Genomic DNA, 12086 nt, shown 5'->3' with positions numbered 1-12086 from the left:
CGTCGCCGCACGGCTCGGGTCGGCCAGCGCGCTCGCGGCTCGCGCGACCTTAGTGGGCTTTGGCCCGAAGGGAATCCCGGTTTGGCGAAAGAGCACCTCGCGTGCGGACGGCTTTCGCTGCGGGGGTGCCGGGGACCGCCCGACGCGACGGCCGCCGGCGGGCTTCCGCGCGTCGGTCAGGCCAGGAGCAACTGGATCAGCAGGTCCGAGACGAGGACGAGAAGGACGCTCGCGGCGATGTAGGCCGGCATCCGGCTCGTGCGCCCGCGCAACCCGAGCGGCGACGCCGCGAGCTCGTCCGCATCGTCGAGGCGGCCGAGCCTCAGCACGACGCCGACGGCCGGGTGTCGGGCGGGGGGACGCGGTCGGCGGCGCGCGGGTCCGCCTGGGAGATCTCGCGGAGCAGGTCGTCGCGCTGCGCGTCGATCAGGTCGGGCAGGATGTCGTCGTCGCTGTCGTCGATCGCCGCGATCAGGCGGAAGCCCGATCCGACGCGCTCGAACGCGACCCGGACCTCGCGCTGCGCATACGGGTCGTGCGGGTCGAGGCAGAGATGCTCGGGCATGGTTTCGGGACACGATGCCGTCGGCGCGGCGAGGGCGCCCGCTTAGGCGGACACCGTGACGGCCGGATGACGCAGGACCCGCCCCCCGGCCGCCGGACGCCCGCGACGGGGCGCCCTCACGGGTCCCGGGGCAGCCCGGCTCGGCGTGCCCGAACTCGACCGGACCTGCCCTTACTTGCCGCCGGAGCCCGCGTAGGCGTCGATCGCCCGGCGGCAGTTCTCCGTCAGCGCGCCGCGGTTCTTCTTGAAGCACGCATCCATCGCCGGATCGTCCGGATCGATGTCGCCGCAGAGCTTCAGCGCGTCCCCGGTGCAGTACTTCTTCAGGTCCGCGTTGCCGCGCGTGGACGTGGGCGCGGCGAGAGCCGGGACGGCCGCGAGGGCGAGGACGAAGGCGAGCGGGGCGACGCGCATCATGGCTTCCAGCTGAGAGGATGTGGCGGGTCGCGGACCTGTTCGGGTCGACGAACCGTGCAGGGAACGCCGGACCGCGCGAAACGGCTCCGTCTTCCCCGGCCGGGCGCCTGCGGCATCGACCCTCCCTGCGGCGGCCGCGCGTCGACGGCGTGGGACGAAACCGGGCGCACGGCGTTCTCGACCCATGATCGATGATGCGCCCCGCCTCGGATTCTGCTGCAAGTTCGTGCTCACGCCGCCGCCGGAGGGCTTCAAGACCCTGAAGGCCGCCCGGGAGGCGGCGCTTCAGATGAACCTCACCAACGCGACCATGGCCTCGCTGACGGCGCTGGCTCCGGCGGCGCGGCGCGCGAAGATCGAGAATCTGGTCCGCCACAACCTCGGGGCGCTGGAGCGCCAGATCGCCTGGGTTGCCGGGCGGCCGCCGATCGCGCGCCTGCTGCGCATGGCGAGCAACGTCCTGCCGGGCTACACCCATCCCGTGGCGCGCGACATCTACGCCGAGCCCGAGATGCGCTGCCTCGTGGAGGCGGGCCTCGCCCGCTGCGGCGCGGCGGCGCGTGCGGCCGGCATACGCCTCAGCTTCCATCCCGGCCCGTTCTGCGTGATCGCCTCGCGCAACCCGGCGGCGTCCGAGAACGGCATCGCCGAGTTCGAGTATCACGCCGAGCTGATGGCGCTGCTGGGCTACGGCGGCGGCTGGCACCCGCACGGGGCCCACATCAACATCCATGTCGGCGCCCGCGACCCCGGCACCGACGGCTTCCGCGCCGCCCTGCCGCGCCTGTCGCAGACGGCGCGCGACCTCATCACCGTCGAGAACGACGAGAACGCCTTCGGGCTCGACGCGGTGCTGGCGCTCGCCGACAGCGTGCCGGTGGTGCTCGACCTGCATCATCACTGGGTCGAGAGCCGCGGCGAGTACATCGCGCCGGAGGATCCGCGGGTCGAGCGCGTGCGCGCGTCCTGGCGCGGGGTGCGGCCGCTCGCCCATGTCAGCGTCTCGCGCGAGACGGTGCTGCCGGAGCACGACCGCGACGCGCTGCCCGACTTCGCCGCGCTGACTGAGGCCGGGCATTCCTGGCGCGACCTCGCCGCCCACTCGGACATGATGTGGAACAGGGCCCTGAACGCCCTGGTCGGGCGCCACATGGAATGGGCGGATTTCGAGATCGAGGCGAAGTCCAAGAACCTGGCCTCCGACGCCCTCGCGGCGGAATTCCGCGACGGGGGAGCCGGCGCATTCCTTTCCTAGCCGCACAGGCGTACCGGTTGCAGGGCGGCATCGGGCGGCCGATCGAAGGTCGTCCGTTCGAGACCGTGGCCGCGTTCGAGGCGATGCGCTGTTCGAAGCGATGGACTATTCGCAGCGAAGCCCTGCGTTTGAAGCGATGCCTGCGCCGCCGGCAGGCCGACGGGATACCCCATGAAGGATCTGAGCCCGGAGGACGCGCAGGCCGTCGACAGGTTGGCGTTCCACCTGCTGCGCGAGGCCTATTGCGACCTCGCCGGCGTGATGATGACCGCGAACGCCGCGGCCGCGCGGACGGTGCTGAGCACCATCGAGCAGCGCCTCACCGACACCCTCGGCCGCTTCCATTCCGAGACCGCCGAGGGCGCCGCCTCGACGGCGATCGTGATCGCGGTCGGCGACAAGATCGGCGACGTGATGGACGAGGCGCAGAACCGGAACGCCGCCCCGTCGGCCCGGAAGCGGACCGCCGACCTGAGACGCTGACGCGGCGTGCCGGGACCGGGCCCGGCGCCGCGTCCGTTCCCGCCTCGCCGCGAGGGCCTTGTCGCGAGAACCTTGCCGCGGGGAAGGACGGTGCGTCCGCGAGGCGCGACGGCCCGGTCCCCCGCGGAATCCGCTGACGCTCCGGCCGTCGCCTGTGATCCGACCGGGAGCCGGGAGAGCACGGCGGGGGCGCAAAAAGGCCCGACGCGGAAGTCTCCGGCCGGGCCAAGGTGATCTCGGGCCTCCTGCGTGAACGAGTCAGGACCGGCCGTCATCCTCCAGATGGGGGATCGAGTTTCCGGCACCTGGCGTCCGGACCCTCGCGGAGGTTCCGCACCCCGGCGTGCCGGCGGCTTCACGCATGACGACCCTCGCAGCGGCCGACCCGAGCGATCGTCATCAACGGAGAGGGCGCGGGTCCCGGCCATCGACCCGATCCCAGCCGGGGGCCTGCGTCACCGCGGATGATCGTCCGCCGCCTTCGGCTCCGCCCGCTCCAGGGCGACGCGCGCGGCATGGAACCACCACAGCGGCATGTCGCGGTTCATCCCGGCCAGATCCGAGACCCAGCCCTCCTTCGGCATCGTGTCGGCCCGATCCGCGAACAGCCGCAGGGCGGTCTCGACCCGTTCACGCTGGGCGCGCTCGAGAATGGCCATGCGCTCGGCTGCGTTCCGTTCCGCGGTGAGCTTCACCAGGCGCTGGGTGGCCAGATCGTCGGCGTCGAAGGCGAATTGCTGCCAGAAGGTCTCCGCTTCCCGCGCGACGTCGCGCTCGCGCTGCATCAGGGGCAGGGCCGCCTCCGCAGCGGCCTGGGCGGCCGCGGAGGCCCGGGCGCGCTCGAGCATCCGGTTGTTGGCTTCCAGCAGTTCGCGCTCGCGCTCCGGACCCATGCGCTGGCGGCGCAGGACGTTCACCTCCTCCTCGACCATCCGGCGTTCCTCGCCCTGGCGCGCCAACAGGGCGAGCAACCCGGCGATGGGGCCGCCCAAGAGGGCATCGGCGCGCCCGAGATAGCGCGCGCGCAGCCCAGGATGCTCGCGGTCCAGACGATCGCCGATCCAGGGCGGCGCACCGGCGATCTCCGCACTGTCGTGCTCGTAGAGGGTGCAGGCCATCGCGTCGCGCAGGCTGGCCGGCGTCGGATCGGTCATGGTCATGCGGATCTTTCGGCATGGAATGGGGACGCGCGGGAAACGCGGTCGTCGCGCACGCGGATCGCGGCCTGCATGACGGCGATCCCGACATGGTGGCCGATATCGACGGGGAGCAGGCCGCCCGTCGTACCGATCGGCCGGCATCGGGCGATCGGGAAGGCGGATCGAGGCCGATGTGCGAGACGAGGCCGGGCGAAGCGTCGCGCGGGGCCGACCGGATGGTTGGTGCTCCGGCAGCCGCACCGTGCTCTGGCAGCCACACTCGGCATCGACGTTCGCCGACACGGACAAGCTGCCACACTCTGTCCCAAGCGATCACCCAGGTCTCTGCGCATCCAGCGAGGCAAGGCGAGGTCGCGATGAGCACGAACGAACAGGCAAACGCAGGCGCCGTCGTGCCCTTTCCCGCCCGGATCTCTGCCGCGGTCGCGGACGCGGACACCGCCTCGATCATCGCCGTGCTGCAGGACCAGCTCGTCCTGGCTCGCGAAGGCAAGCTGCGATCGGTCGCCGTCGTGTCCGTGTCCGCAGATGGCGAGGCGGTCGGCACGCAGTGGTCGTGCAAGGGGGCCGACATCACCGGCCTGATCGGGAAGTTGACCGTCCTGACGCACGACCTGATGGCAGCGAGGACATAGCTGCACCCGTCCGCCGAGCCGCGATCCGTGAAAACCCGAACCGGCCTGTGAGAACCGCGTCCTTCGGCACTTTTCCGGCCAAGCTCAGACCTCGGCAGCCTCTCACGACGCGCCGGTCTCCGGCGGCTTCGGAGCCGGCGCTTCGGCGATGTCCCGATACCAGCGCCAACGGGCTATGCTGACGCGGCGCCGCTGGCCGGTCGCGTCGACGAAGTCGCCCGCGACGGCCGCATCGGGATCGGCTTTCACAAGACGGCAATACGTGCGCGCCATCTGAATGGCGTCGACCTGATCGAGCAGCGGTTTCCGGGTCACGACAGCATCCCCATCGCAAAAGACACGTCCCTGCCATACTGGGCTAAGTTTTCGTCAACGAACCGCCTCTATCTGCAACGATACGGAGGCCGTCGGGCGACGAGGCGAATCCAAAGCCGCGCCGGCCCTGTCCAGCGATCCTCTTCCTCTTCATCACGATGCCTCGGATCACGGCCATGCGGCCGCCGGCCGAGTTCGACAGTCAGGATTGGCGTCCGTGAACTTCACCGTCACCGCTCGCATATCGGCACAACGGTTTTCGCATCACTACAACTCGATGCTGGACGCTCTGGAGCAAGGCCTATCGCTGCAGGCCTCGGGCCTGTCCGACGTCCGGATCGTCGACGGCAATGGTCACGCCCGCACCCCTGCCGCGATCTATCAACTCCTGTTCGGAGCCAAGGACACCGTCGCCCCGACCGGCGGGGAAACCGCCGTCCTCGCCCTGGCGGCCTGACACTCCGTCGGCCTGAACGGCGTCGCGGTGGCGGTCCTCGCCGTGGGAGGTCTCGCACCCGTGTTCGCCCGGAGGCCGCCGGGCCCGGTCGATCCGTCCGTCGCCGTCGGCACAGGGGAGACGTCCCGCGTTTGCCTGGCGGTCGGCACCGGCCCATATTCAGCGGCACGCAGCCTCCTGAAGGGACTCCGGTGATGGATCCGCACAATTACCTCCTGATCGCGTGGGCCGTCGGCGCGTTGGCGATCGGTCTTGGAACCGCTTGGCTCGCGCGCCGGGCGCCCTGAGCGTCACCCGGAGAGCAACAGGCTCGGGTTTGGCGCCCGAACCGAGCACGAACGCCGGATCGTCGGCGCGACGATGCGGCACCGGCCGGCGCGTCACGCGTCATAGGACCACCGATGCCCCGCGGGCTCGAAGTCGCCCTCGTCTGTCGGCCGCCGCGATGCCGGAACGGCGGGCATAGCCGCCGCGATCACCCCGGGCGTCGACCCAGCGCAGGATCGTCGCCAGCAGGAGGCGGTCGGCGACGCAGGGGTCATTCGGAGCGCCGCCCCCGTCCATGTCGTCGGGCGGCCTCTATGCTCGGGCGGCGAACTTGCCGATCCCGTCCGAAGGCTCGGCGGCTCGAGGCCGTTGCGACCTCACCCGCTCTGCCGCCTCGCCGCGGCCGACCCGCGATCGCCGTCGAAAGGTCACGTGCGGGACGGCAACCCCGTGCGCCCGTCGCCGCCCTCGACGCCGATCATGGCGCGACACGTCCGGCCGGACCGGGCCGGCTCCCGGGGGCCGACCGCCTGCCGGCGGCCGCACGTCCGGGTGAGACGCAGATACACGTCGTAGAGGTCGGCGTGGTCGCCGAACCGCTGCCGGAGGCGCGCCAGGTCGTAGGTGCCGCGCCGGTTGCACGGCGGGCACGCGACGACGAGCCGGCCACCCCGGAGATCGCACAGGCGCTCCTTCAGCCGGTTTTCGCGATCGGCAACGCACCCACCGGCATCGCCGCCATCGGCGGCCCGGATCGCGCTGGCCGATCGGAGCGCGCGGGCTGGCTTTCGAGGACATGGAGCCGTTCCCGCCGATGTGCGCGATGGCGCGGCCGCCGGTCCGGTCGCGCGGACCTGTCCCCGCACCTCCGGGCTCGATGCGGAGCGCCGGGCGAAGCGATGAACGAGACCAAGGTTTTGGAAAGGTGATGGCTCCCCGAGCAGGTCTCAAACAACCCTTTATCATCGAGACTGTTTGCCCCGCACCTGGGGGGAGGGGGGCATTGAGGCGGAAGGGTTATTTTCGGCGGCCCCCGCACCGACATCGCCTTGGTAGCGTCCGCTCCCGCCTGCCACGACGATCACCCCATGCGCGACCCGACCGTCAGCCTTTTCCGGTTCGCGAGCGGGCACACGGTGGACCCGGCCGCCGCGGTGAAGGACCATGAGCCATCGCGGAAGGCGGTCGCCGAGCCCGGCGCATCCGGGAATTTTGGCGCGGCATGGTGCGAACCGCGATCCTGCTGGCGCGGCCGACGGCCCCGCGAGCGACTTAGCCGAGCGCTCGCATCCATGTTGCTGCAGCCGGTGAACTCGGCAATTCTAGCTCTCCAGATGTTTTGCGTGACGCGCGGTAGTCCCGAGGGCTCTGGCCGTAAGCCTCCCGGAAGGTTCGGCTGAAGTGGCTGAAATTACCGAACCCGTAGGCTTCACTGATCACGCCGATATTTCGGCCCTCCTGCGGATCATCCAAAGCCGCCCTCACGGCAGCGAGACGTTGCTGCATCAGATAGCGGGCTACCCCGCCTTCAGGTTCGAACAGGTGGTACAATCGGGTCCGAGACAAACCGACAGCCGATGCGATCTGCTCGACCGTCAGCGCCTTGGCAAGGTTGCTGCGGATGTACCGTTTCGAGGCGGACAATCGGGCCATGCTTGCCGGGGCACTTGCCATCGCCTGCCGATCCCGGTCGGGCCGGGCTGTGGCTGCAAGCAAATGGAGCGTGGCCTGCGCAATGTCGAGCGCCTGGTCCGTCCCTATCGTGTGCCGATGCGCGACCAAGCCGCGGAGATGTTCAGCAAGCAGGCAGGCCGTTGGACCAGCGAGGATCGCCCCATGCAGCGTTTCTTCGTTAGGAAGCAGGCGAGCGACGCTGTCGCGCGCGAGGCTCACGATTAGTGAGTTTGTTTCGCGAACTCGGCTGCGTCGATAAGGCTGCGACAGGTCGTTGAGCGTGAAAGCGCCGGGCGGAACTTTTTGGGTGCCGCGATCCGACTCGATCGCGTAGGTGTGCTGGCTCAGCAGCAGGGTGAACCGCTCCTGGCCATCCTGCCTGATCTTAGATCGCGTGCGGCCTGTCCTTTGAGGCGAGGCGTTCATGACGTGCAGCAGGACCGGACCGATCTGTGTGGTGTCGATGCGAGCAGAGAAGCCGTGCGGGTCCGCATCCAGATCGTGAGCGCTGAACAAGGTCCGCCACGCGTCGAAGCGATCGCGCTCAGGCAAGTCATCGGTCGAGAACGAAGAATGCCGAACAACGCTCATGACGCTGCTTCTTTTCCTCGAGGAGATCGCCTCTCGCGAGGGAGGCGGGCCGCAGGTCTACTCGCCCTGAGATCCAATGAAGCGCTGTTCAGGGAGTAGGGCGAGCATCGGCGTACTCGATTTGCGGGTCGCTTTCCATCTTCTGGTTGAGCGTCTGAATACTGCGTCGAGACCTCGCACGCCCTGCAGCGTGTGACGATCGTCATCGCCCGACGCGCCCTCAGATTGCAGCACCCGCCGCCACGGCTTTGTCCCGCTCTACTCGATCGGGTCGGGCTTCCTCGGGATGCTCGCGGCCGAGAGGGGTACGCGAGGCTGGCGTGAGTAGCCCCATCGGCTCCCGCACGCAGCCCGACAGCGACTGCGACCTCATCGCCCGCGATGCGGATCGCTACCGCGTCGGCCGGATCCGGCGCGAGCACGGCAACCTGCAGCGGGGGGCGTTCTTCCCGAAGGGGGTCCAAGGCTGCGCCTGGCACAGCTGGCTGCGGGTCGAAAGCAAGGGACGAGGCGACTGAGCGCCTGCATGTCGCGTGGCGCGCGTGAATGGCGATCGACGAGGCGGGTACGGCAGGGCCGAACGCCGCGTTGTGCCGCCCGGCCCGCGCCTCCACCCCGCCGGCCGTACCATCGTGCGGCATGATCCGGATTATCGAGCGAGCCCTTGCGGAGCCCCCAGCCGATCGATCGGAGCGCCTGGAGACAATTCAGCAGCCATCCTTGCAGCCATCCTGGCAGCGTTCCCGGACGCGACGATCGAGATCGTCCCGGGCCCGCTCGACGACGACCACGCGGTGGAGGTTCGGCGTCCGCTCTCGCATCTCGACGCGTCGCAGGCCGTCCGGAAGCGCCGGGGCGACTTCAGTCCCGTCGGCAGCGCGGCCGAGCCGTAGCCGTCAGATGCACGGAACGCCCGCTCATCGTGGCTTGCGGGGTGCGATGGCGCGTTGCGGACCGTCGTCGCCCCAAGCCCGAGGACTATACCGCACCTGACAGGTCGGCGGGGGCGACATCTGTCGAAGAGCCATCCCTCTCGACGCTCACGCCTCCATGTGATTGCTGATGGTACCGGCCTTCGTAGAGCCGGACCTCGGGAGTGACCATGCGAACCAGTGGCGTCATCATCGCCGTGCTCGGCTGCGCCCTGGGCGTCGCGCCTGCGCAATCCCGCATCGTGGGCATCGATATCACGACGGTCGAGCCCTTCGCCGACGGGGTCGCGTTCGGTGCGGCCGGCGCCTACGAGCGCGTCATCGGCACGGCGCGCGGCGAGCTGGACCCGGCGGACCCGGCCAATGCCGGCATCGTCGACATCGCGCTCGCGCCCCGCAACGCGCGCGGCATGGTCGCGTACCAGACCGACCTGTTCATGCTGCGCCCGAAGGATCCGGCCCGCGGCAGCGGCACGCTGCTGTTCGAGGTGCTGAACCGCGGCCGCAAGTTCCTGTTCAACTGGGTGCTCGACGCGCCGGCCCAGGCGGCCCAGGCCGTCAACGATCCGCGCACCGCCACCGACGCCGGCACCGGCCTCGTCCTGCGCCGCGGCGACACGGTCGTCTGGTCGGGCTGGGAGGCGGACGCGCTGCGCCAGCAGGGCGGCATGGCCATCGACGTTCCGGTCGCCGGCCGCAACGGCACGCCGATCGTCGAGACGGTGCGCGACGAGCTCGTCAGCGCGACGCGCGGGCCGCCCGAGGCCCCGTTCTACCTCACCTTCAAGACCGCCGGCCCGGACAAGGCCGACGCGCAGCTCACCGTTCGCCGGCGCGAGGGCGATCCGCCTCGCCCGGTCCCGGCCGAAGCCTGGCACTACGCCACGCCGCGACAGCTGGAGTTGCTGCCCAAGGGTACCAAGCCCCTGCCGGGATCGCTCTACGAGTTCACCTACCCGGCCACCGAACCGAAGGTGCTCGGCATCGGCTTCGCCGCGACGCGGGACGTGGTGGCTTATCTGCGCGGTGGTGCCGCCGACGGCGCGAACCCGGCCGGCGGCACCATCCGCCATGCCGTCGCCCTCGGCATCTCGCAGAGCGGGCGCTACCTGCGCGACTTCGTCTACCAGGGCTTCAACCGCGACGAAGCCGGCCGCCGCGTCTTCGACGGCATGCTCTCGCACATCGCGGGCGTCGGCGGCATCTTCCTCAACGCCCGGTTCGGGCAGCCCTCCCGCACCAACACGCAGCACGAGGACCACCTCTATCCCGAGAACGCCTTTCCGTTCTCGACCGCACGGCAGCACGATCCGGTCACCGGCCGAACCGGCGCGCTCCTGCGCGGCGACGGCTTCGATCCGCTCCTGATCGAGGTGAACACCGGGACCGAGTACTGGCAGAAGGGCGCCTCGATGCTCACGACGGATCCGCTCGGCCGGACCGACGTGGCGCTGCCCGGGACGTCGCGCGCCTTCCTGGTCTCCAGCGGCTTTCACTACGGGCGCGCCGGTCTGACCTCGACCAAGGGGGCGTGCGCGAACCTGCGCAGCACCCTGAACCCGGCGCCGGCCCTGCGGGCGCTGCTGGTCGCGCTCGAGGAATGGGTGACCGCGGGCAAGGCCCCGCCGGACAGCCGTGTCCCGCGGTTGTCGGACGGCACGCTGGTGGACGCCGCCGAGATCGGCTTTCCGTTCCTGGTCGGCATCCCGGTCCCGACGACGCCGAACGCGATCGCGCGGTTCGGCACCTACGTCGATCCCCGCCCCGAGACCGGGCCGCAGTACCGCCCGCTGGTGCCGCGGGTCGACGCGGACGGCAACGACGTGGCGGGCATCCGCCTACCCGCCGTCGCAGCCCCCCGCGCGACCTTCACCGGCTGGAACCTGTATGCCGACCCGTTCCCGGCCGGCGCCCTGTGCGATCGTGAGGGCAGCGAGATCCCCTTCGCACGCACACGGGCCGAACGGACGGCCGCCGGCGACCCCCGCCCGTCCCTGGAGGAGCGCTACGCCGAGCCGGACGCCTACGTCGCGGCTGTCGCGAAGTCGGTCGATGCTCTCGTCTCGGATCGCCTGCTGCTGCGCGAGGACGGAGACCGGCTGATCGCGGCGGCACGCCAAGGAGCGACCCCCTAGCCGAAACTGGCAGGTCGAAGAGAAAGCTAGGCCACCGCTCGCGCGGTCTCGCTCCATGGAGAGTTCATGCGCGCACGTCTCACCGGCGCTGCTCTGTTCGTCCTCGCGGCTGCCGGCGCCTCGGCTCAACCCTACGACGATCGGCGCCCTCCGCCTCCATCGGATGAGGATTACGACGGGCCGCCGCCACACCGCTACCGACCGCCCCCGCCGGACTTCGATGACGACAGGCCGCTGCCTCCGCCGCGTCGGCGGGGGCCGCCTCCGCCGGATGACGACGACGATGACGGCTCGCCCCCGCCGCCCCGGTCACGCGCCTACTGAAGCCCACGAACACGCTCCCTCTCGCGTAGGGCCCGTTCGCTTTTTGTGCTGGCTGTGGCGTGGCTGTAGCAGCCACAGCGGAGCCCTTCGGTTACCGTGAGGCATCCTTCAGGTGCCTCACATGCTCACGTTGACCTCGATCATCACCCGCAGCGTCCTCGCTGTCGCGACCGTGGGCGGCCTTGCGATCCTGGCCGACGGGCGCGGTCCGATCTCAGCTCGAGCGGGCTGTGCGGAGCAATCTGAACGTCGTCGGGCGTGCTCCGGCGCCGATGCGGGTTGCCCGGGTGGATGAGCGCTACGTCGCAAAGGGGCTCGATCGGGGTCGGCTTGGCGCCACCATGCGAATGGTTGGCACCGACGACGCGCAGTAAGCGCATCACGCACCGTCGATCCGGGGCCTAAGTCCCATCGCTCCGCTTGCCGCGGGCGACCTCGCGCATGGCCTCGTCCGGCAGCGGCCGCTGAAGCTGCAATGCCTCCTCCACCGGCGCCTCCAGCCACGTGCGCCACTCCTCCGGCGTGGTCAGCAGCGCCGGCATCGCCTTCGGATGCACCGGCCCGACGACGCCGTTCGCCTCCGTCGTGAGGAAGGCGTAGAGCCGGTGTTCCTCCTCGACGGGCTCGTCGCGCTTCGGGCCGCGCACGCCCGTCCACGGTCGCCAGATCCCGGCGAAGGCGAACAGCGGCCGGTCCGCGTCGAGCGCGAACCACACCGGCGTCTTGCGCGGCTTGGTGTCCGCGTACTCGCTGAACGAGGACACCGGCACGAGGCAGCGCTGCTCCGGCTTCAGCCACGGGCGCCAGTAGGGCGACCTCACGTTCCGCACGTTCGTGACCGGGTGCTGCGGCCCCTTGCTCGACGGCGAGGGGAAG

Annotated in this window: 13 protein-coding genes; 6 read left to right on the top strand and 7 right to left on the bottom strand. The window is 70.4% G+C overall.

Features of this window, described 5'->3' with window-relative positions:
- Window positions 1-176: 176 nt before the first annotated feature.
- The 3 genes from MKK60_RS25595 to MKK60_RS25585 all read right to left on the bottom strand — a co-directional run bounded on the left by MKK60_RS25595 (window position 177) and on the right by MKK60_RS25585 (window position 982).
- Window positions 177-329, bottom strand: a complete 153-nt coding sequence (locus tag MKK60_RS25595; RefSeq protein WP_187274723.1) for a hypothetical protein — start codon at window positions 327-329, stop codon at window positions 177-179.
- Window positions 323-565, bottom strand: coding sequence for a hypothetical protein (locus MKK60_RS25590; protein ID WP_243933118.1), 243 nt, complete (start codon window positions 563-565; stop codon window positions 323-325). The genes MKK60_RS25595 and MKK60_RS25590 overlap by 7 nt, the downstream gene beginning before the upstream one ends.
- Window positions 566-736: 171 nt before the next feature.
- Window positions 737-982, bottom strand: coding sequence for a 3',5'-cyclic-nucleotide phosphodiesterase (locus MKK60_RS25585; protein WP_147729921.1), 246 nt, complete (start codon window positions 980-982; stop codon window positions 737-739).
- Between the two features lie 184 nt (window positions 983-1166).
- On the opposite strand from MKK60_RS25585, the gene MKK60_RS25580 reads away from it, so the two are divergent.
- Both MKK60_RS25580 and MKK60_RS25575 read left to right on the top strand, forming a co-directional pair.
- On the top strand, window positions 1167-2237 hold the full coding sequence (locus tag MKK60_RS25580) for a UV damage endonuclease UvsE (RefSeq protein WP_243988989.1): 1071 nt from the start codon (window positions 1167-1169) through the stop codon (window positions 2235-2237).
- A 171-nt stretch (window positions 2238-2408) separates the two neighbouring features.
- Complete coding sequence (locus MKK60_RS25575; RefSeq protein ID WP_147727288.1) at window positions 2409-2720, top strand: hypothetical protein; 312 nt, start codon at window positions 2409-2411, stop codon at window positions 2718-2720.
- Window positions 2721-3175: 455 nt separating this feature from the next.
- On the opposite strand, the gene MKK60_RS25570 is transcribed toward MKK60_RS25575, so the two are convergent.
- Window positions 3176-3874, bottom strand: a complete 699-nt coding sequence (locus MKK60_RS25570) for a hypothetical protein (RefSeq protein ID WP_243988988.1) — start codon at window positions 3872-3874, stop codon at window positions 3176-3178.
- Window positions 3875-4236: 362 nt separating this feature from the next.
- Between MKK60_RS25570 and MKK60_RS25565 the strand changes: the two genes are divergently transcribed.
- Entirely contained in the window at window positions 4237-4515 is a 279-nt protein-coding gene (locus tag MKK60_RS25565; RefSeq protein WP_147727297.1) for a hypothetical protein, read from the top strand.
- Between the two features lie 102 nt (window positions 4516-4617).
- Here MKK60_RS25565 and MKK60_RS25560 read toward each other — a convergent pair whose 3' ends face one another.
- On the bottom strand, window positions 4618-4830 hold the full coding sequence (locus MKK60_RS25560; protein ID WP_243988987.1) for a hypothetical protein: 213 nt from the start codon (window positions 4828-4830) through the stop codon (window positions 4618-4620).
- Window positions 4831-5047: 217 nt separating this feature from the next.
- On the opposite strand from MKK60_RS25560, the gene MKK60_RS25555 reads away from it, so the two are divergent.
- Window positions 5048-5287 (top strand): hypothetical protein, encoded by a 240-nt coding sequence (locus tag MKK60_RS25555; RefSeq protein ID WP_243988986.1) that lies wholly within the window; start codon window positions 5048-5050, stop codon window positions 5285-5287.
- A 1539-nt stretch (window positions 5288-6826) separates the two neighbouring features.
- Here the strand turns inward: MKK60_RS25555 and MKK60_RS25550 are convergent.
- On the bottom strand, window positions 6827-7819 hold the full coding sequence (locus MKK60_RS25550) for an AraC family transcriptional regulator (RefSeq protein WP_243988985.1): 993 nt from the start codon (window positions 7817-7819) through the stop codon (window positions 6827-6829).
- A gap of 320 nt (window positions 7820-8139) precedes the next feature.
- On the opposite strand from MKK60_RS25550, the gene MKK60_RS25545 reads away from it, so the two are divergent.
- Window positions 8140-8337, top strand: coding sequence for a hypothetical protein (locus MKK60_RS25545; protein WP_243988984.1), 198 nt, complete (start codon window positions 8140-8142; stop codon window positions 8335-8337).
- A 584-nt stretch (window positions 8338-8921) separates the two neighbouring features.
- On the top strand, window positions 8922-10886 hold the full coding sequence (locus MKK60_RS25540) for an alpha/beta hydrolase domain-containing protein (protein WP_243948870.1): 1965 nt from the start codon (window positions 8922-8924) through the stop codon (window positions 10884-10886).
- A gap of 725 nt (window positions 10887-11611) precedes the next feature.
- Here MKK60_RS25540 and MKK60_RS25535 read toward each other — a convergent pair.
- The coding region (locus MKK60_RS25535) for an SOS response-associated peptidase (protein WP_243988983.1) at window positions 11612-12086 on the bottom strand (475 nt) is incomplete at its 5' end.

It is taken from the genome of Methylobacterium sp. J-092, assembly GCF_022829325.1.
Classification (GTDB): domain Bacteria; phylum Pseudomonadota; class Alphaproteobacteria; order Rhizobiales; family Beijerinckiaceae; genus Methylobacterium.
This window is presented reverse-complemented; position numbering and strand designations above follow the sequence as displayed.